Origin of the sequence: Lawsonibacter asaccharolyticus (genome assembly GCF_022453915.1) — a bacterium.
GTDB classification, from domain to species: Bacteria; Bacillota; Clostridia; order Oscillospirales; family Oscillospiraceae; genus Lawsonibacter; species Lawsonibacter asaccharolyticus.
In genome coordinates, this window is record NZ_CP091870.1 from 2,555,318 (window position 1) to 2,574,211 (window position 18,894).

Below are 18,894 nucleotides of genomic sequence, written 5' to 3' on the forward strand. Positions count from 1 at the left end.
GAAGAGAAGGAATGTGTTGGGAAACAGCTTACGAGCAGTGGTTGAACGCGCCTGCCCTGTCCCAACAGGAACAGGAAGAGCTGAGGGCCATTCAGAAGGACAAGATGGAACTGCGAGAGCGTTTTTGCGCCCCTTTGGCTTTCGGTACCGCCGGACTTCGCGGGACGATGAAAGTGGGTCTACACCATATGAATGTCCATGTTGTCCGGTGGGTGACCCAGGGATTTGCCGAGGTAATCTGTGCCGAGTCTGATTGGGTCGGGGACCGAAAGGCCGCGGTATGCATGGATGGGCGTAAGAACAGCCGGCGTTTTGCCGAAGCGGCCGCAGAGGTACTGGCTGCCAATGGCATAACGGTTTATCTCTTTGACGGCCCTCGCCCAACTCCGGAGCTCTCCTTTGCCGTGCGGGCCTATGGGTGCCTGGCAGGCATCAATATCACGGCCAGCCACAACCCCAAAGAATACAACGGATATAAAGCGTACTGGTGTGATGGGGCCCAGCTACAGACAGAGACGGCGATGGCTGTTTCCGCACGGCTTGAAGAAATCGATGTGTTTGCTGGGCCAAAGCGTATGGATCTTCAGCGTGGGATTGAGCTGGGACGGATTTGTTTGCTGGGACGGTCCTGCGATGAGGCATATCTAAAAGCGGTGGAGGAGCTGTCCACTGTCTGGCCGGGGATGGAAGCTGATAAAGAGAAAGTCAAAATCGTGTATACGCCCCTCCACGGCTGCGGATACCAGCTGGTACCAGAAATCCTGTGCCGGACGGGGTTGCAGAGACTGCTCTGCGAACCCAGTCAAATGGTGTTGGATGGGGATTTTTCTACAGTGGAATCGCCCAATCCGGAATATCCGGAGAGCTTTGCCCGGGCAGCAGAACTTGCCATCAGAGAAAACGCGGACCTGATTTTGGGAACCGACCCGGATTGTGACCGGGTGGGCCTTCTGGTGAGAGGACCGTCAGGGAAATTTCTCCCCCTCTCCGGCAACCAGACAGGTGTACTCCTTCTTGACTACCTGATTGGTGCCCAAAGACGGTCTGGCAGGCTGCCGCAAAAGGCAATTGTCCTTAAAACCATTGTGACAACCGATATGGCCCGAGCCATAGCGCAAGACAACGGCATCGCGTGCTATGATACCTTTACGGGCTTTCGCTTTCTTGCTCAGCGGATGGAACAGCTGGAGCAGGCAGGGGCGGGCGAGGTGATTTTTTCCTTCGAAGAGGCTTACGGCTGCATGATTGGACACCACGTCAGAGATAAAGACGGGGTATCCACCGCTATGCTGATTGGCGAGATGGCGGCGTGGTACGCTGGGCAAAATTGTTCTCTGTACGATGCCTTGCAAGCCCTCTATACGCGATACGGCTGGTACGGTGAGCGGACTGAGCAGTTTTACCGGACTGGACAGGCGGGAGCCAAGGAAATCGCTGACTTTATGACCCACTTGCGGGAAGCGCCGCCGAAGCAGATCCTGGGAACTCGGGTGGTTGCTGTCCGGGACTATCTCTCCGATGACCAACAGAGCAAGGAACGAAAGCGTTCTGCCCCCGCCCAAGCCTCCAACGTATTGCGGCTGGTGCTACAAGACGGTGCTGAACTGGTTGTTCGGCCCTCTGGTACCGAACCTAAAATCAAATTTTATATTCTGGTCTGCGGCGATACCCCTGAAAAACGGGATGCGCTTCTGGAACGGTATGCGTCCTGGATCAACGGATTGGAAATTGCCCGCTGAGCCGTTATGAAAATAGGGTGTGGCACTTCCTATTCCATTGATTCTGTCCAGTACAAAGTTTGAATAGGTTACAATTTGGAGTAAGTGCTAAACGCAAAGCAAGACTAACTATATAGAGGATATTTCTTTCACATGCACAGCTAATTTTAATTTGAGATAAAAGGAAGTCTGTAAAATATAAATTCAGGCAGTTATTAATTTTAATTTTTTATGAAAGCAGCTGGCCTGAACTCAGGTCAGCCTGCTTTTTCAAATGGGGCCTTCTCTTCACTTTTCCAGACACGATGCTCAGTCTTTTCTAAGCAACCGGCCACTCCGCTTCCAGCTGCCACTGAAATAATAGATCGTCCCAACGAAGAAGGGCACCCAGCCCGCAAAGGCATTGCCATACCAGAAGCCGTAAACTCCCAGATGGAAGCAGAGGCCCAGCAGCAACGCCAACCCTATCCGGACAATGACTCCATCCAACAGTGCCACAGCAAGGTTCAACCTGGAATTTCCAGACCCGTTAATCAGTGAAAGCATGGACGGCCGGATGATCGAGCCAATAAAGGAGACCACCGCCACGGGCACATAGGTCACCGCCATATCCAGCGCCTCCGGCTCGCTGAGGAAGATCCCAAAAACCGCCCGAGGCCAGCAGACCGTACACAGGATAAATACGCCGCTGGCAGCACCATTGATCGCCAGGAGCGTCAGGATCACTTCGGTGACTCTCTTGTATTTTTTTGCACCAATGCACTGTGCCACCATGGAGGACCCCGCTGTTGTAAAACCATGGACAATGGTGTTGTTGAACATCTCCAGTTTATGTCCCATTCCGGAGACTGCCGAGGCAATCACCCCATAGGAGTTGACCCAAGAGTTGACATACACCCTGGAAATACTGACAGCAGCGGATTGAATTGACATAGGGATCCCCAGTGAGATCAGTGGAAGCAATGTGTCTCTTGTAATTCGGAAACTTTTCGGTCTAAAGTCAAATAGGAACTCCGCCCGTCTCCGGTACAAGATCATCAAGGCACAGAGAAAGCTGACTGCCTGCCCGATCACGGTGGCCAAGGCTGCTCCAAACACCTCCATATCCCAGGACACCACAAATACAACATCCAGAATCGCGTTCAGGACGGAGGCGATTGCAATAAATAAAAACGGGTGTCTGGAATCCCCCATGCCGCGCAGAATGGCGCTGACCAGGTTATAACCGTAGATAAAGACCAATCCTATCATACAGGTAACAACGTAGTCCATCGTATAGTCCCAGGATTCTGCCGGCGTCTTGACCCATACAAGAATAGAGTTACGCAACAGCAGAAATATCACAGTCATAGCAATTGCGCCCCCACCCAAGAAGGTAAAGAGTGTCCCAATCATTTTGGAAACCTTTTCGGGGTGGTTTGCACCGACATACTGTGAAATGATCACTTGTGCTGCATTGGAAAATCCCATTGCTACGAAGGTCAGCACCATCATCAGATCGCCGCCAATGGATACCGCTGACACACCTGCGCTTTCCAAACAGCGCCCCACAACCACCATATCTACCATATTATAGACCGCCTGAAGGACACCTGAGAGGGCAAGCGGCAGCGCAAAGAGCATCAGCTCTCTAGGTACGCTCCCCTCCGTGAGGTCCTTTATCAGCGTTTTTCTTTTCGAAGTTTTTTCCTTTTGCTCCTCCTGTCCTTCCATATCCTTTTCATCATCTCTTTCCTGTGCTACACTCCATTTGGAGGTGCACAAAATGTACTGCACCATACCCTTTGGACAACTTTACCTTTCATAATAGCAATCACGCCTCAATGAAGCGGCGGCCCAAACTACCGCTTCATTGAGGCATCTGTCATTCTGCTCGCCCCTTTTCTCAGCCTCTTATCATTCAGAGGCTGATCCCATGAGCCCTGTAATAGCGCTTGCACTCCTCCAAAGTACGACAGTTATATTCAAACTGGCCATAAAGTGCGTTTCGGTCTTGGTTGGGGATCTCCGGCATGATTACCGCCGTATCCGGGATCACTTCCAGCCACTTTGTAAGGTCGAGCCCGCTCTCACCCGGCCACAGGCGGTAACTGCGTCCCTCGGCAGCCAGTTCCCTGTGACCATCAGGGAACGTGATGTGTGGGACATCACACAGATGAAATTCCCCGAACAGCTCCGGAGGGCATGCGGCTATCTCTTCCGGTGTAACGCTGCTATAATACAGATGCATGATATCCAGAGTAATCCGGGCATTTGACCGCCCAACCATTTTCAAAAGGTCTTTAGCTTTCTGCAAATCGTCGCATATCCCCCAGGCAACAAACTCCAAATTGACGGTCAGTCCATACTCTCCGCAAACAGCGCACAGGTGGTCAAACCGCTCCACTGCCAGGTCCTGATTTGTGGTCCAGACGCTGGTCTGCACCCCTCCCAGCTCGTGTTTTCCCGCAAATTCAAAATAGTCTCGCAAATCATCCGGTTCTGGAGACATTCCCATGCCGTAAGGATGAACATTAGCCGGATCGTCAATGATACAATTTCCAATGCCGTCCAAAAACAGGCCTGTCTCATCCAAGGCGGTCTGCACCCGACTCCACAGGCCAGGTTCCGCAAGCAGCTCATGAAGCGGCCCTTTCCCTCCCCTGGGCAGGATCATGGCACCGCATCCGTCATATCCGGCCCGGTGGGCCATATAGATGCTCTCCCACAGATGCGGGGTCATAAACATACCTTTCCATAATTTTTTCATACCACCACATATCCTTTCACAAAAGGGTTTAGGTCGCCATCAAAATTCCACCGTTCATGTCCAAGCAGTCTCCGGTCAAATATCGGGACTCTTCACTGGCAAGATAGACCAGTGCCGCAGCCACTTCATCCAGATTTGCTACCGGCCGGTCCACGATCACAGATTGGCCGTTATAGAGGTCAGGTCCTTGGTATCCTGGCATACCCGGCACACCGCCCGGTGGCATCTTGAAGGGAATGGACCCTTTCTCTGCGATCCGCTCAAACTGCTTTGTATTCAGCGTTCCAGGGGCATATGCAGTCACATTGATTCCATAGGGTGCCAACTCCATAGCCAGAGCCCTGGTCAGGGCGGTACATGCGGCCTTTGAGCTGGCATAGGAGATCGCCACCATCCGGTTTCCCCGTCCGCCCAATGAAGTGAAGTTGATAATATGTCCGCCGTGCTGCTCTTTCATATAGGGCATTGCAGCCAGGGCGGCCCGGTATGCCCCTGTACAGGTCACATCCATCGCCCGGTCCCACTGCTCCGGCAGGATAGCGTCCACCCAGCCTGCTCCGTGAAAGCCAGCCAGGTTTAAAAGGATATCCACGCCTCCGAAGTGATTCACCGCAAACCTTATAGCTTCGTCCATGTCCGCCTGTTCCGTGCAGGCGCCAATAAATGTCACGACCCGGTCCTCACCATACTGATTTCTCAGTTCGGCGGTCCGTTCAAAATATTTTTCGTCAATATCCACCAGGACGACATTAGCCCCCTCCTCCAAAAATGTTTTGCAGGCCACGGAGCCGACGGAAGAGCCGCCGCCGATGAACACAGCTACCTTGTTGTTCAAACGATTCAAAATGTTCCCCTCCTTCCTCAAATCGCAAACCGGCCGCCATTGAGATCTATGATCTCGCCCGTATTCCAGAACACCGCAGGATCAGCCAGGTACATCACTGCATTGGCCACATCCGCTCCAGTTCCTTTCACTCCCAGCACAGGCCCCGCATTTTTCTCTACCGCAGGTTCGGCGTACTCTCCCTTGATTGGGCCCACAGCTACACCGTTTACGGTGATCCTATGCTTGCCAAAAACCGTAGCCATATTACGGATCAGTCCGCCAAGCCCCGCATGCGCGGCGGCACTCATCACATTCTCCCCCTTCACTCCAGTACGTCCGCAGATGCTCTCCACCACAACAACGCTTCCGCTCTCCTGCTCGATCATGGCGGGGACTGTGTATTTCAGAACAGTCTGCACACCTGTCATGATCTCATCAAAGTATCTATGCGCCTCATCCTCCGGTATCTCATTCCATACAAATGCGGGCGGCTGTGCGGCGAGGCAGGTTACCACAAGATCCGCTGCTCCAAACTCTGACAGAGCATCCCGTATTTTGACCTCCATCTCCGCTTCGTCATAGAAACGATCCACAGATACGATCTTGCAGGTATCAGACTCCACCATTCCCGCTGTCTCAGACTTGTCTGAGACGAGAAACACCACTTTGGCTCCCTCACCCTGCAGCATCCGTGCACATTCTATTCCAATAGAACCGCCAGACGTGGCGATCACCACAATTTTATTTTGAAATCTCATAAATTTTCCCCCCTCTATGGCTGCATGAACTGTCCGCCGTTGACATCCAGACAGTCTCCGGTCAAAAAGGCGGAATCGTCGCTGCTCATAAACACGATGACATGGGCGATCTCATCCAGGGTCGCGACCGGGCGGTCTGGCAGGAACGAGCCGCCTCTCGTGGCTCCTGGTCCTCCCTTCAACGCCCCCTTTGGAGGCTGCATGGGGATCGAGTCCTTTTCCGGGATGCGTTCAAAGGCGGAAGTGTCCAGTGAAGCAGGCGCCATACTGTTTACGGTAATGCCGTCGGCTGCCAATTCCAGAGCCAACGCCCTTGTGAGGCCGATGGCCGCCGCTTTGAACCCGGCATAGGTGACTGGTACGCCCCGGTTGGCCCGACCACCTATGGAGGCGAAATTCATGATCCGCCCATAGTGATGTTTCTTCATATAGGGATAGGCAGCGCGCACAGCCCGATAAATCCCCAGGCAGGTCACGTCCATGGCGATCCGCCACTGTTCCCTCAGGACCGTCGTAATGTCGCCGCCTCCGTGGAATCCGGCGTAGTTGCACAGGATGTCGATCCCGCCAAACTCCTGCTCTGCGAATGCCATCGCACGCTCCATATCTCCCTGGCAGGTGCACGCCCCGATAAAGGTGCGGATTCGCTCCGGGTATTCATCTCGCAGCTGTCTGCTACGGTCAAAATACTTCTCATCTACATCCACAAGGAGCACCTTTGCCCCTTCGTCCATAAAGTGCTTCAGCGCAATGGTGGCAACCGCAGAGCCGCCGCCCACAAAGACCGCCACTTTATCCTGTAACTTTTTCAAGACCACCCCTCCTATACCATGAAATATCCGCCGTTGAGGTCCAATGTCTCACCAGTGGTCCAAGAGGCCAGAGGCGCTGTGAGATATTCCACAGCCCCAGCCACATCGTTCAGCTGACACAGCTCATGCCCCGGGAGGATACCCTGCGGCTCCGGCGTGCCGCCGGTCCGGTAAGAGCCGTCTTCCAATGCGGTAACCGCCACCGCGTTTCCAGTGATAAAATGCACTCCCATGGTACACCCGATATTGCGTGCCATCCCACACAGCGCCGCATTGGCGGCTGCGTAGACCGGTGCGACCCCGGGGATAGCTGTGCGCCCGGCAATACTGGAGACCAACACGATGCGCCCGTAGTTTTTTTCGATCATCATGGGCATCAGCGGCTGGATCGTATAGAGGCTCCCGTTGGTGATCGTCTTCATGACACGGTCATATTCCTCCTCATCCATGTCGTAGGCGGGCTTGGAGGGCACGGTGGTGACCGCGGTCACAACGATATCACAGGTCCCAAACTTCTCCTTCACCTGGTCCGCCGCCCGTTTCAGCTCCTCATGGTCCCGGAAGTCGCTGATCTGGATGGTGAGCAGTCTGGATCTCTCTTCTACGCTGATCTGGTCAAATGGCCAGAGCCGGGCCTCCTCATCATAGTACAGCGCAACCTTTGCGCCCTGCTGCAAGTAGTTCAAAGCACAAGCAGCCCCTGCGTCAGAGCCGCAGGCAGCTACCACCGCTGTTTGATTCTCAAACCGCATAAATTACCTCCTGAAAATCCGGTGCCTGCCGGTATCTCGGAATCCATCCGGGACCTCGCTGCGATCCCGGATGGAATTCCGGCTATCGATTTCCCCCACTCAGGGGATCAGCGGGAACATATAGGGCGTGTAAATAGAGAAAATAATGGTCATCAGGATCGTGATGGGCAGGCCCATACGGACAAAGTCTTTGATCCGATATCCGCCTGCCTCATATCCCATCATCATGGCAGGAGTGGCGGTAGGGAGCATGAAGCAGTTGGAGGCACCCTCCTGTGCACTCATCATCATGGCCCGGCCGTCATAACCAAACTGTACTGCAATGACCGCCGCAAGGGTGCGGAACGCGCTACCCACGGCCAGGTTAGACATAAACTGGGTCAAGAGCATGCAGACGATGTACATGGAGACCATGATCGCGATGGGCGGCAGGTCCCCGGTCAGCTGGTGGAACACCTCTGCGATCAGCTGGTCCGCGCCGGTCTTGCTCAGCGCCGTGGCCAGAGGCAGCGTGCCTACCGTGATCCAGATTACGGGCGTCGTCATGGCGTCCCGGGATTCCTTGATACTCATGGCTCCGGAGGCGGTCAGGACAAAGGCGGCGATGGTGGCAGGGTACCATGTGCTCAACCCTGTCAGGGCGCAGGTGACGATACCCACCACACAGGCGATAAAGACAAACACCGTGAATTTCTCCTGCGCCGGAGTCATCGTTGTGGAGGATGCCTTGGCCTTGTTTTCCGCAACTGCCTGGTTCGCGGCGGCTCCCTCCACCTTGCTGGGGATGTTACCCAGATCCGGAGCCATTTTCAGCGTGACAAGGATGACAAAGGGAATCACGATGATCTCGATGGGGATCTTGTTAATCATCATGCTGAAGAACTCAAAGGTTCCGACACCGCCTAGATTTTCAAGGATCGTATTATACTGCAGATAGCCCGCCGCATTGCCGCCTGTGGGCAGAAAGCCAGGCCAGATGTGGGCCAGTACGCAGGCTGGGTAAATGAATTTGCTGATGGGGCGCTGCTGCTCCGCGCAGATGCCCACAATCATGGGAATGACGATGGTCAGGGTCGCGACGCCGTTAACGAAGTTGCCCAGGAACAAGATCGGAATCGCAATCCCGATCATGATTTTCAGGTCGGAGGCCCCTGGCTTGATCAGCACGCCGGTCATCTTGCCAAGCAGGGAGGTCTTGCCCACGGCGGCCCCCACTACGAACATGGATGCCATCATAATGACCGAGTTGTTCACCAGGCCGGACCATGCTTCCCCGAAGTCCAGGATCTGTGTGACCTCCAGAATAATAGGAATCGCCATGGCGGCCAGGTCTATCTTCACTTTATTACTCAGGATTAGGACGACGAATATTACAAAGGTTAAAAGGACGATACCGATTTGAACAGTCATAGTTCTGACACACTCCCATTTTTTCTCGATTTTCGGAAGGTACTCAGTGGGACAACTCTGACCTCTGTGTGTTTATCACCGCCTCGCACTTTGTCTCCTTGCACAAGTGAGCTCTAACATATGTTGGGTTTATTGTAGCGTTTCTACGAACGCACCACAAATACCGATAAATAATGGCCCATAAGCTGAGGTTATGGCGACTCAGCCTATGGGCCATTTTTGCTGCCTGGACCGCTTCCGGGCAAACTCGATGAATTTTCTCATGTTTTCATACCGCTCCGAGGATCTTTTCCATACCAGATAGAGCTGGATGGGACCGCCGCTCAGGAACACGGACGAGAGCTCCTGCTTGAGGCGGCAGCCGTGTATGATGCCGATATGGTCCACAAAGTCCCCGTTGAGCATCCCCACCGCGGCGTCGTTGCAGATCAGATTGGCGATTCCGGACAACTGGGGCAGGGTGGCTACATGGTTCAATACACAGCCCCTGCTGTCCATCGCCGCCCTGAGCCGTTCCAGTACCTCCCTGTGCCCGTCCCAAAAGGCGATGGGACAGCGGTCCAGCTCCGCCAGCCCGATCTCTCCCAGCTTGGCCAGCGGATTCATGGCATGACAGTAGAGCTTGACCTCCTCCATCTCTCCCAGTACGCAGTACCCGTATTTTTCCTGCCAGTCCGGAGGGAGCAGGCGCATAGTAGTAGCCAGAAAGTCAAATTGGTCCTCATCCAGAAACAGGGATGGGGTCACATTCCGCATCTCGTTGAACACCACTCTGGTCTCCGGGAAACACTGCTGAAAATCCCGGCACAGCTGGATCATCTCCGCCTCGCCGGAGTAGGGGCGAAAGCCCACCCGGACTGTGCTGCGGCCCTGGGCAATGGCCGGCAGGTCGTTCTGGAGCAGACGATACCGCCCCAGGACAGCCTCAACATGGGCTAAGAGCCGGGCTCCCTCCTCTGTGGGGGATACCCCCTTGGAGGTGCGCTCCAGCAGCTTCACTCCCACCTCCGCCTCCAGTTCTGAGAGGCGGGCGGAGAGTCCCGGCTGAGAGATCATTAGGATCTTTGCCGCCGTCGTAATATTGTGGTAACGGCAGACCGTGGAAAAATACTGCATTTGGTTCATAGTCATTGCAGATCCCTCCCTTAAGCTGTCCTCTGCTGCCCAGACAGGCTTGTACCCTATTTATGCTGCAATGATGGCCCATAGAACCGGATCATCCAGTTCCAACAGGTGGAGCAGACCGGTTTCCCCTGAAATTCATAAACTTCCCGCATACCGTCCAGAAGATGCTGGACACCTCCTGTCCATATTTCCGCAGTATGATCCTGTCCCCATCCGCCAGAAATTCAATGGAACAGCCGGGGGATACTTCCATCTCCTGCCGTACCTGGATAGGGATACATACTCGGTGGTTGTCATCCAGCACTCGGATATAGACTTCCGCCTTCTCATCCTTCATTTCATTCTCCCCCTCTGCCCTTCGGGGCAGCGCCGCGCAGCCAGGGGGTGGGGACACTCACCACCTCCGGGGCGTTTTCCAGGTCCAGTACCACATGCCCCTCCGCACTGAGACAGTTGCCTGATGTCCGCTCCATACTCCCTCCGCAGAGTAGGACGTCCGCTATCTCCGCTACGGCCTGGCTCTCTCCATGGATTACCTGATGGAAGGCCGCCGCGTATCGCCGCTCCACATCTCCCCTGGGCGTGACCAGCTCCATCCACGTTTCCCCTCTGCCGTTCTGGGCCAGATACCGCAGCAAGGCAGGGAACACCGGGGCGCAGGTGGCCTCGTCCACCAGGAATCGGACGTTATGCCGGAAGCAGATCATTTGGAGCAACGCGAGAAAACGGTCGATCACTTCAAACACCACGTCCGGCCCCGCCTTCAGGTGCATCAATCCCACCACCAGGGGGAGGGCCCCCTCCCGGCGCATCATCTCATACCGGGCGATGAGCTGCTTCAGCAGGGCGACCCGGGTTTTGTACGCCATCTTGGACAAGGACGCTGTGGAGATACCGAGCTCTTCTGAGACCGCCCGGCGCTGCACACGGTCCCCGGCCTGGAAAACCAGCCGCTCTTCCCGCGGCAGGGCCCGGATGCGCTCTTTCAGATAGGCGGCGGTGTCCGGGTCGGTGACGTCCAGCACAGTCAGTCTCCTCCGGCGCCGGACGGAGGAGAGGATCTGCGCCTCTTCCCCCCGCAGCTCCAGGTACACATAGGAGATCAGGCAGTCGCACCGGCGTAGGATAGCCTGGAGCAGCCTGTGACGGCCCATATCGGGGCTGTTGTCCAGCACCGGGATACGGATGATCCGGTCAAAAACGCAGCAGGCCGCTGGTTCCTCCTGCCATTGGGCGCTGACCGCCAGAGTCAGGGTGACAATCCTGTCTGGATGCCGCCCCTTGACCCGCAGGGCGGCCGCCGCGCAGGCCCTCGGAAATTCACCAAACCACCCGGGGAAATACAGCTCCATTTCCCCGTGAGCGGCCAGGATCTCCTCCAGGGCCTCCTCAATCCGCTGCGTGACCTCATCATATATACGGAAGGGGTCGCCTAAGAAAGTGCAAACTTTCATTCTCACTCACTTCTTTTTATCTCCCCGTGCCCGTGCACGGGCATAGTGGGCAAATTTTATTGCTATCATGGATAAGTCAAATTCAATGGCATATCCTAAAGATAGCAAGGTAGTTCATTATGAAAGACGACTATTCTGAGATCATTGTCAACAGAATTCTATCACTGTGTAAGCAACGGGATATTTCTATATATCAACTGTCCATTATGAGTGGTGTGAGCCATTCGACGATTGATAATCTAGTCAACCGCAAGACATATAACCCGAAAATCAAAACGCTCCATAAAATTGCCTTGGCGTTTGGATTTACTCTGGCCGAATTGGTTGACTTTCCTGAGTTGAATGACTTTTCATTTGAAGACGAAGGTGATTCTTAAAAATTATGTAGTGTCCTGCACCTTGAGTTGAGTGTATCCTCTTAACGAGAGGATACACTTTTATATTTTCCCTTAGTATAACATACATTTTAATCTATTGGTACAATTTTTTCAAGTACATATAGAAAATATACGAATTACTTACCTTGGGATATTCTTTAAACAATATAGTACTTATAGTACAAGCGAATTCCGTGCTAAAAATTTTAGACCAAAGAGGAAATAAATTGCCACCCCCACACAAAAGAAAGGACGATTGTTTTGGCTGACAAAGGACAAAACATGGAATTAAACCTTGAACTGGGCCAGCGGGTAAAAGAGCTGCGTGAAGCACTCAATTTATCTCGAAAAGACTTAGCTGAATTGCTTGATATTTCCGATTATTTTTTAGTTGAAATTGAACTTGGCAGACGGGGCGTTTCAAATGTAACTTTATGTAAGTTAGCGGATGCCCTATGTACCACAACGGATTATTTATTAAGGGGTATCCATGGGCCTTCCGATATTAAGTCGATAACCGCTCTTCTGGAATCTGTTGATGAGCCGTTGTTGCATAGTGCCGAGCGATTGTTAAAAGAGTATATCAATGGTATCCACTATATAAGAGCAAAAGAACGGGATATTTCTTATTTGGGACCGGAAATAAAGTAGGCCATGATTCAATATAGTTTCCCACCATGTAAACTGAGTGTATCCCTTTAATGGGATACACTTTTTGCATCCTATCAAGAGTTCTGTTGTCTTTTTTTATTATATCTCATTTGAGTATTATATTGCAGCTCTTTATAGTTTTATTTTATATCTTATTTGAAGGTCAAAATAGTTGTGGCCAGGAGGTGATATCTTTGGATACTATTCTTCGACTCCGTGAGCTTATGAACAGCCGTGGATGGTCCGAATACCGCCTAGCAAAAGAATCCAAATTGTCCATGTCTACAATTTCAAATATATTTCATCGCGGTTCCATACCTAGCATCCCTACCCTGGAAACTCTTTGCAACACTTTTGGAATCAGTCTGGGTCAATTCTTTTCAAAGGGAGTATCCTTCAAGTGGTCAAAACAGAAATTTGTCTGTGGTAAAATTATGGTCAAACGAAAAATCACCGCCAAATTGGCGGTGATTTTCCTTAAAAATGGTGGACCTAATCGGGATCGAACCGACGACCTTACGGATGCGAACCGTACGCTCTCCCAGCTGAGCTATAGGCCCATATTTAGTTATCTTATATAATTTGAAGCACTTTGCTTTGTTTTATATGCCGGTCTTCAAAAGAAACACGTTTTTATGACAGGCCGTTGATGGGACCATCCTGCCCTTCACAGCAGGGGGCAGCCTTTAGACAGGTTTTTATTATACCAGATTTATTAAAAATGTAAAGCCCTTACCGCAAATTTTTTTATCCTCTTTCCCATCCTGTTTTGGGGATGACTGGAATTCAAATTTATACCCCAGCATTTGTAAATTCCCAATGATTCCCTCCGCGGGAAGTTCTCATATAATTATTCAGTTTGTCCAATAGGCAAATTCCCGCTGTACGCTTATAATGAATATAAAACAATTCTGCCGTTTTCCTTTCCACATGCGGCCGGCGGATAGCTCTTCCCGCCGGGTAGAGGTGAACAGCCATGCAGATCTTCTCCGGACAGTCAATTTCATCTGATGTCGTTTTCGGCCCTCTTCATTTCCTTACGCCCGCACCGCCGACGATATCTGCTCATTCTCCCCTCCCGCCAGAAGAGGAGTGGGAGCGCTTCTCCACGGCTCACCGCCAGGCAGTACTGGAGCTGGCCCAGCTCTATGACCAAGCTGTCCAGATGGTGGGGGAAAAGCTGGCCACCATTTTTGCCATCCACGCCATGCTCCTGGATGACCAAGACTATCAGGACACTGTCTACTCCATGATATTTTCCTGCGGCTGTACAGCTGAGCACGCCTCTAAGACTGCTATGGATCACCTGGTATCCCTCTTTGAGCAGATGGACAGCCCCTATATGCAGGCCCGCGCCTCTGATGTCCGGGCCATCTCCGATCGAATGCTCCGTATCCTCACCGGCCGCGGCACTGTGCCCCCCGTCTCTTTCTCTCCTTCTATCCTGGTGAGCACAGAATTTGCTCCCAGCCAGATCATCACCCTCGACCGCTCCTGTATTTTGGGCTTTATTGCTATGCGCGGCAGTGTACAGAGCCACGCCGCTGCCCTGTCCCGAGCCCTCTCCATCCCCGCCCTGGTGAAGCTCGATCTCTCAGCTTCCCTGGAAGGCCACACTGCCCTTCTAGATGGAGGAGCGCAGAAGCTGTATGTGGACCCTACCCCTGACATCCTCTCCCGTCTGGGCCCTCCTGATCCAAGCATCCGCCTCTCCACACCGAATCAGTTATAACAGAGCCTTCGGACCGCTCCGGTCGTCCGAAGGCTCTTCGTTGCAAAATAATATTTTTTTGCTGGGAACTTTTCTTAATTCCTGTCGTCCAAAAGAGTGTACAGAGGAACTTCCCTCAAAAATCTCAAATATCATAATAAGGAGAACCCAAATGAAACGAATCTTTACTCTGATCCTTGCCCTTTCTCTGCTGGCCCTCACCGCCTGCTCCGGCGGCGGCACCGGTGAGACAGACAGCTTGACCCCTGAGGAGCGCACCCAGCGCTTCGTCACTGCCATCACCGATGCCCGCAGCGAGGAGGACAACGAATACAACAGCATCCTCAGCTCCGCGGATGACGACACGGCGGATATGACTTTCCAGCTCCTAGGGGTCACCGCCGAGGATATGGAGTCCTTTGCCATCAGCGTGTCACTGATGAACGTCAAGGCCTACGGCATTGCCGTCATCAAGCCCGCACAGGACAGCGAGGACACAGTGAAAGAGGGCCTTCAGGGCTTTATCGACCAGCAGCAGCAGAATTTCCAGATGTATCTGCCTGACCAGTATGAGGTCGCCAAGAACGCCCGCTTGGAGACGCTGGAGGACGGGACCGTGGTCATGGTGATGTGTGAGGACCAGGATACGGTCTTTGACTCCATCATTGATTCCCTTCAGGCCGGCTGACCCGCGCTCTTTTCTGCGGGCAAGCTTTCGACAAATTTTCTGCGGCCCCGCCGGAAGGCGGGGCCGCAGCTTTTGATCTGCTCTGGATCTCCCTCATGCCTCTTTTTTCTGTTGTAATATTCTCCAATCAGTGTTATATTAAAAGCGGATATACCAAACACTTTTCACAAGACGGGAGGTAAGAATATGAACGCGATCCAGCTTACATCGAGATTCAACCCCCAGCTTGAGGTGTCGGTCTTCCAGGGGCATTTTGCCACCCGGCACTCCCACAACAGCCACTACATCGACATCACCCGCATGAAGCACGAGTTCACCATGGCCCGGGAAGCTGCCATGACCCTGGCCCAGAACTACGCCTATGACAAGGGGGTGGACACCATCGTATGTCTGGACGGGAGCGAGGTCATCGGCGCGTTCCTCGCCCGCCACCTGGCCAAAAAGGAAGTCTTTTCCGTCAACAGCAACAAAAACATTAACGTAGTCACCCCGGAGTATGACTCCAACGGGCAGCTGATCTTCCGGGACAACCTGACCCCCATGATCGTGGGGCGGGAGGTGCTGATCCTGATCTCCACCGTCAACTCCGGCAAGAGCGCCCGGCGCACCCTGGAGTGTGTCCAGTATTACGGCGGCAAGGTCCAGGGCATTGCCGCCATCTTCAGCATGCTGGAACAGGTGGACGGCATCCCGGTGTACAGTCTTTTCTCCCCTGACGACATCGCCGGATATATCTCCAGCTCCCCCAAGGAGTGCCCCATGTGCCGGGCCGGCCAGAAGATCGATGCCCTGGCCAACAGTTTCGGCCTGTCCATGCTGTGACCCACGCTTGCTATCGTGCATCCCCCGGATGCACGATTTTTATGCCTATTTATTCATTTTTCTTTGCATAATATTCATTTTTGGTGAAAGTAAACGGAATATTTTTTGTCGTTTCTGGATAATCATACGATTCAGCACTTGCTTTTTGCTTTAAACGGTGGTAGACTTCCCTTAACATTGAATGATGCGGAGCTGCGGCGGCCCTGATCCGGCCCCACGCCCGCCCATAATCAGGAGGAAATGAACTATGTCTCAAATCAAAAAAGTGGTACTGGCCTATTCCGGCGGCCTGGATACATCCATCATCATCCCCTGGCTGAAAGAGAATTACGGTGACCCCGAGATCATCGCTGTCTCCGGCGATGTGGGACAGGGGACCGAGCTGGACGGCCTGGAGGAGAAGGCCATCAAGACCGGCGCCTCCAAGCTGTACGTGGAGGACCTGACAGATGAGATGGTAGATGACGTCATCATCCCCTCCATGATGATGGGAGCCAAGTATGAGGACTATCTGCTGGGCACCGCCTTCGCCCGTCCCATCATCGCCAAGCGGCTGGTAGAGATCGCCAAGGCGGAGGGTGCCGACGCGATCTGCCACGGCTGCACCGGCAAGGGCAACGACCAGGTGCGCTTTGAGCTGGCCATCAAGCGCTTCGCCCCCGAGATGAAGATCATCGCCCCCTGGCGTGAGTGGGACATCAAGGGCCGCGACGAGGAAATCGACTATGCCGAGTCCCACAATGTGCCCCTGAAGATCAGCCGGGAGACCAACTACTCCAAGGACAAGAACCTGTGGCACCTGAGCCATGAGGGTCTGGACCTGGAAGACCCGGCCAACGAGCCCCAGTACGACAAGCCCGGCTTCCTGGAGATGGGCGTCTCCCCCGCCATGGCCCCCGACCAGGCCACCTATGTGACCCTGGATTTTGAGAAGGGCTGGCCTGTGGCCGTGGACGGCGAGAAGATGAAAGCCAGCGATATCATCCGCAAGCTGAACCAGCTGGGCGGTGAGAACGGCATCGGTCTGCTGGACATCGTGGAAAACCGGCTGGTGGGCATGAAGGACCGCGGCGTGTACGAGACCCCCGGCGGCACCATTCTCTACCGGGCCCACGAGGTGCTGGAGATGATCACCATTGATAAGGACACCAAGCACATGAAGCAGAAGCTGGCGGTGGACTTTGCCGACCTGGTGTACAACGGCAAGTGGTTCACCCCCCTGCGGGAGGCCCTCACCGCCTTCGCCGTGGACACCCAGAAGCATGTCACCGGACAGGTGAAGCTGAAGCTGTACAAGGGCAATATCATCACCGCCTCCGTCACCTCCCCCGAGAGCCTGTACTCCGAGAACCTAGTCACCTTCGAGGAGAGCGACTACAACCAGGACGATGCGACTGGCTTCATCAATCTGTGGGGCCTGCCCGATACCGTCCAGGCGCTGCGGGAGCAGGGAAAGCTGAAATAAATTTCAATTAGGAATTAGGAATGAGGAATAAACGGATTCGCCTGCGGCGAATGAAATTCAAGCCGTCTGGCTTCGCCGGACCCCTCAATTTCTAATTCCTAATTCCTCATTCCTAATTAAGGAGCGATTCAATATGAAACTTTGGGCCGGCCGGTTTCAGAAAGAGACCGACACCTTAGTAAACGACTTCAACTCCTCCATCGGGTTCGACGCCCGGCTGTATAAGCAGGACATCCAGGGCTCCATGGCGCACGCCGCCATGCTGGGCCGGCAGGGCATCATCGAGGAGCACGAGGCGGAGAAGATCATCAACGGTCTCAAGACCATCCTCTCCGAGATTGAAGGGGATGGTGTGGAGTTCTCCCTGGACAACGAGGACATCCACATGAACATCGAAGCCATGCTCACCCAGCGCATCGGCGATGCGGGCAAGCGTCTCCACACCGCCCGTAGCCGAAATGACCAGGTGGCGGTGGACACCCGTCTGTATGTGAAGGAGGAGATCCCCGTCCTTATCGGCAAGGTGCTGGATCTGGAGCGGGTCCTGGTGAAGAAGGCCAAGGCCCATCTGGACACCGTGATGCCCGGCTACACCCACCTCCAGCGGGCCCAGCCTACCACCTTCGCCCACTACATGATGGCCTACGCCAACATGTTCAAGCGGGACGTGACCCGGCTGGAGGACTGTCTGGAGCGGCTGGACGAGTGCCCCCTGGGCGCGGGCGCCCTGGCCACCTCCACCTATCCGGTGGACCGCTTCGCCACCGCCCAGGCCCTGGGCTTCAAAAAGCCCACCGACAACTCCATGGATTCCGTCTCTGACCGGGACTATGTGATCGAACTGCTCTCCGCCCTGTCCATCCTGATGATGCATCTGTCCCGGTTCTCCGAGGAGATCATCCTCTGGTGCTCCTGGGAGTTCAAGTTCGTGGACCTGGACGACGCCTACTCCACCGGCTCCTCCATCATGCCCCAGAAGAAGAACCCTGACGTGGCCGAGCTGGTCCGGGGCAAGACGGGCCGGGTGTACGGCGATCTGGTCACCCTGCTGACCATGATGAAGGGCCTGCCCCTGGCCTACAACAAGGACATGCAGGAGGACAAGGAGGCCCTGTTCGACGCCGTGGACACGGTGGAGCTGTGCCTTCCCGTCTTTGCCGCCATGGTGGACACCCTGACGGTGCGCCCCAAAAACATGGCCAAGGCGGCGGCCGGCGGCTTCATCAACGCCACCGACTGCGCCGACTACCTGGTCAAGAAGGGCCTGCCCTTCCGGGAGGCCTATATGATCGTGGGCCGCCTGGTCAACCTGTGCATCAAGACCGGGGACACCCTGGACACCTTGACCCTGAAGGACTTCCGGGCCATCTCCGGACTGTTTGACGAGGATGTGTACAAGGCCCTGGAGTTAAAGACCTGCGTCAACGGCCGGAGCGTCTACGGCGGTCCCGCCCGGGAGAGCGTGGAGAAGCAGATCTCCAATATCGAGGGATTCCTTGCGCAGCGGAGCTGACTTTTATTCCTCCCCCATTTCGTTTCGTGTTCCTGGCGGGGGCCTTTTTGTGCTCCCCTCTCC

18 protein-coding genes, 1 tRNA gene and 1 pseudogene are annotated in these 18,894 nt (G+C 54.2%); 9 read left to right on the top strand and 11 right to left on the bottom strand.

Features of this window, described 5'->3' with window-relative positions; all coding sequences use genetic code 11:
- The first annotated feature begins 11 nt into the window (after positions 1 to 11).
- The gene (locus tag L9O85_RS12275; protein ID WP_301578759.1) at positions 12 to 1,739 is read left to right on the top strand and encodes a phospho-sugar mutase; all 1,728 of its coding nucleotides are present in this window, start codon (positions 12 to 14) and stop codon (positions 1,737 to 1,739) included.
- 288 nt (positions 1,740 to 2,027) lie between these two features.
- Here the strand turns inward: L9O85_RS12275 and L9O85_RS12280 are convergent, their stop codons facing one another.
- The 10 genes from L9O85_RS12280 to L9O85_RS12325 form a co-directional block, all read right to left on the bottom strand.
- Positions 2,028 to 3,431 (bottom strand): MATE family efflux transporter, encoded by a 1,404-nt coding sequence (locus L9O85_RS12280; protein ID WP_301578761.1) that lies wholly within the window; start codon positions 3,429 to 3,431, stop codon positions 2,028 to 2,030.
- Positions 3,432 to 3,618: 187 nt separating this feature from the next.
- Positions 3,619 to 4,467, bottom strand: coding sequence for a sugar phosphate isomerase/epimerase family protein (locus L9O85_RS12285; RefSeq protein WP_108980595.1), 849 nt, complete (start codon positions 4,465 to 4,467; stop codon positions 3,619 to 3,621).
- A 28-nt stretch (positions 4,468 to 4,495) separates the two neighbouring features.
- Complete coding sequence (locus L9O85_RS12290; RefSeq protein WP_256183052.1) at positions 4,496 to 5,311, bottom strand: SDR family NAD(P)-dependent oxidoreductase; 816 nt, start codon at positions 5,309 to 5,311, stop codon at positions 4,496 to 4,498.
- Between the two features lie 17 nt (positions 5,312 to 5,328).
- On the bottom strand, positions 5,329 to 6,051 hold the full coding sequence (locus L9O85_RS12295; RefSeq protein ID WP_108980593.1) for an SDR family NAD(P)-dependent oxidoreductase: 723 nt from the start codon (positions 6,049 to 6,051) through the stop codon (positions 5,329 to 5,331).
- A gap of 14 nt (positions 6,052 to 6,065) precedes the next feature.
- Positions 6,066 to 6,863, bottom strand: coding sequence for an SDR family NAD(P)-dependent oxidoreductase (locus tag L9O85_RS12300; protein WP_157954714.1), 798 nt, complete (start codon positions 6,861 to 6,863; stop codon positions 6,066 to 6,068).
- Positions 6,864 to 6,874: 11 nt separating this feature from the next.
- Positions 6,875 to 7,615 carry an SDR family NAD(P)-dependent oxidoreductase gene (locus tag L9O85_RS12305; RefSeq protein ID WP_301578762.1) on the bottom strand — a complete coding sequence of 247 codons (741 nt, stop codon included), beginning with the start codon at positions 7,613 to 7,615 and terminating at the stop codon, positions 6,875 to 6,877.
- A gap of 99 nt (positions 7,616 to 7,714) precedes the next feature.
- Positions 7,715 to 9,025 carry an SLC13 family permease gene (locus L9O85_RS12310; RefSeq protein ID WP_108980590.1) on the bottom strand — a complete coding sequence of 437 codons (1,311 nt, stop codon included), beginning with the start codon at positions 9,023 to 9,025 and terminating at the stop codon, positions 7,715 to 7,717.
- Between the two features lie 201 nt (positions 9,026 to 9,226).
- Positions 9,227 to 10,156 carry a LysR family transcriptional regulator gene (locus L9O85_RS12315; protein WP_301578763.1) on the bottom strand — a complete coding sequence of 310 codons (930 nt, stop codon included), beginning with the start codon at positions 10,154 to 10,156 and terminating at the stop codon, positions 9,227 to 9,229.
- 85 nt (positions 10,157 to 10,241) lie between these two features.
- Complete coding sequence (locus tag L9O85_RS12320; RefSeq protein ID WP_301578764.1) at positions 10,242 to 10,487, bottom strand: AbrB/MazE/SpoVT family DNA-binding domain-containing protein; 246 nt, start codon at positions 10,485 to 10,487, stop codon at positions 10,242 to 10,244.
- A gap of 1 nt (position 10,488) precedes the next feature.
- Positions 10,489 to 11,604, bottom strand: coding sequence for a hypothetical protein (locus L9O85_RS12325; RefSeq protein WP_301578765.1), 1,116 nt, complete (start codon positions 11,602 to 11,604; stop codon positions 10,489 to 10,491).
- Positions 11,605 to 11,723: 119 nt separating this feature from the next.
- On the opposite strand from L9O85_RS12325, the gene L9O85_RS12330 reads away from it, so the two are divergent.
- The 3 genes and pseudogenes from L9O85_RS12330 to L9O85_RS15235 form a co-directional block, all read left to right on the top strand.
- A complete protein-coding gene (locus L9O85_RS12330) occupies positions 11,724 to 11,981 on the top strand; it encodes a helix-turn-helix transcriptional regulator (protein WP_108980586.1) in 258 nt (85 codons plus the stop codon).
- 261 nt (positions 11,982 to 12,242) lie between these two features.
- The gene (locus tag L9O85_RS12335) at positions 12,243 to 12,632 is read left to right on the top strand and encodes a helix-turn-helix domain-containing protein (protein ID WP_108980585.1); all 390 of its coding nucleotides are present in this window, start codon (positions 12,243 to 12,245) and stop codon (positions 12,630 to 12,632) included.
- A 224-nt stretch (positions 12,633 to 12,856) separates the two neighbouring features.
- Positions 12,857 to 12,952, top strand: a pseudogene (locus L9O85_RS15235) (helix-turn-helix domain-containing protein); the annotation flags it as partial.
- Positions 12,953 to 13,116: 164 nt separating this feature from the next.
- Here the strand turns inward: L9O85_RS15235 and L9O85_RS12340 are convergent.
- A tRNA-Ala gene (locus tag L9O85_RS12340) sits at positions 13,117 to 13,192 on the bottom strand.
- A 416-nt stretch (positions 13,193 to 13,608) separates the two neighbouring features.
- Between L9O85_RS12340 and L9O85_RS12345 the strand changes: the two genes are divergently transcribed.
- From L9O85_RS12345 to argH, 5 genes are all read left to right on the top strand, one after another.
- Positions 13,609 to 14,364 (top strand): phosphoenolpyruvate-utilizing N-terminal domain-containing protein, encoded by a 756-nt coding sequence (locus L9O85_RS12345; protein ID WP_108980584.1) that lies wholly within the window; start codon positions 13,609 to 13,611, stop codon positions 14,362 to 14,364.
- A 151-nt stretch (positions 14,365 to 14,515) separates the two neighbouring features.
- Positions 14,516 to 15,031 carry a DUF4358 domain-containing protein gene (locus tag L9O85_RS12350; RefSeq protein WP_050623514.1) on the top strand — a complete coding sequence of 172 codons (516 nt, stop codon included), beginning with the start codon at positions 14,516 to 14,518 and terminating at the stop codon, positions 15,029 to 15,031.
- 186 nt (positions 15,032 to 15,217) lie between these two features.
- Positions 15,218 to 15,853 (top strand): orotate phosphoribosyltransferase, encoded by a 636-nt coding sequence (locus tag L9O85_RS12355; protein ID WP_256183051.1) that lies wholly within the window; start codon positions 15,218 to 15,220, stop codon positions 15,851 to 15,853.
- Positions 15,854 to 16,100: 247 nt separating this feature from the next.
- Positions 16,101 to 17,318, top strand: a complete 1,218-nt coding sequence (locus L9O85_RS12360) for an argininosuccinate synthase (protein ID WP_050623512.1) — start codon at positions 16,101 to 16,103, stop codon at positions 17,316 to 17,318.
- Between the two features lie 133 nt (positions 17,319 to 17,451).
- Positions 17,452 to 18,831 carry an argininosuccinate lyase gene (gene argH, locus L9O85_RS12365; protein WP_108980582.1) on the top strand — a complete coding sequence of 460 codons (1,380 nt, stop codon included), beginning with the start codon at positions 17,452 to 17,454 and terminating at the stop codon, positions 18,829 to 18,831.
- The last annotated feature ends 63 nt before the right edge of the window (positions 18,832 to 18,894 follow it).

What these genes read in the sequence shown, in the direction of transcription:
- L9O85_RS12275 (WP_301578759.1), top strand. Translation starts at nt 12, where the DNA reads ATGTGTTGGGAAACAGCTTACGAGCAGTGGTTGAACGCGCCTGCCCTG.
- L9O85_RS12280 (WP_301578761.1), bottom strand. Translation starts at nt 3,431, where the DNA reads ATGGAAGGACAGGAGGAGCAAAAGGAAAAAACTTCGAAAAGAAAAACG.
- L9O85_RS12285 (WP_108980595.1), bottom strand. Translation starts at nt 4,467, where the DNA reads ATGAAAAAATTATGGAAAGGTATGTTTATGACCCCGCATCTGTGGGAG.
- L9O85_RS12295 (WP_108980593.1), bottom strand. Translation starts at nt 6,051, where the DNA reads ATGAGATTTCAAAATAAAATTGTGGTGATCGCCACGTCTGGCGGTTCT.
- L9O85_RS12305 (WP_301578762.1), bottom strand. Translation starts at nt 7,615, where the DNA reads ATGCGGTTTGAGAATCAAACAGCGGTGGTAGCTGCCTGCGGCTCTGAC.
- L9O85_RS12310 (WP_108980590.1), bottom strand. Translation starts at nt 9,025, where the DNA reads ATGACTGTTCAAATCGGTATCGTCCTTTTAACCTTTGTAATATTCGTC.
- L9O85_RS12315 (WP_301578763.1), bottom strand. Translation starts at nt 10,156, where the DNA reads ATGACTATGAACCAAATGCAGTATTTTTCCACGGTCTGCCGTTACCAC.
- L9O85_RS12320 (WP_301578764.1), bottom strand. Translation starts at nt 10,487, where the DNA reads ATGAAGGATGAGAAGGCGGAAGTCTATATCCGAGTGCTGGATGACAAC.
- L9O85_RS12325 (WP_301578765.1), bottom strand. Translation starts at nt 11,604, where the DNA reads ATGAAAGTTTGCACTTTCTTAGGCGACCCCTTCCGTATATATGATGAG.
- L9O85_RS12330 (WP_108980586.1), top strand. Translation starts at nt 11,724, where the DNA reads ATGAAAGACGACTATTCTGAGATCATTGTCAACAGAATTCTATCACTG.
- L9O85_RS12345 (WP_108980584.1), top strand. Translation starts at nt 13,609, where the DNA reads ATGCAGATCTTCTCCGGACAGTCAATTTCATCTGATGTCGTTTTCGGC.
- L9O85_RS12350 (WP_050623514.1), top strand. Translation starts at nt 14,516, where the DNA reads ATGAAACGAATCTTTACTCTGATCCTTGCCCTTTCTCTGCTGGCCCTC.
- L9O85_RS12355 (WP_256183051.1), top strand. Translation starts at nt 15,218, where the DNA reads ATGAACGCGATCCAGCTTACATCGAGATTCAACCCCCAGCTTGAGGTG.
- L9O85_RS12360 (WP_050623512.1), top strand. Translation starts at nt 16,101, where the DNA reads ATGTCTCAAATCAAAAAAGTGGTACTGGCCTATTCCGGCGGCCTGGAT.
- argH (WP_108980582.1), top strand. Translation starts at nt 17,452, where the DNA reads ATGAAACTTTGGGCCGGCCGGTTTCAGAAAGAGACCGACACCTTAGTA.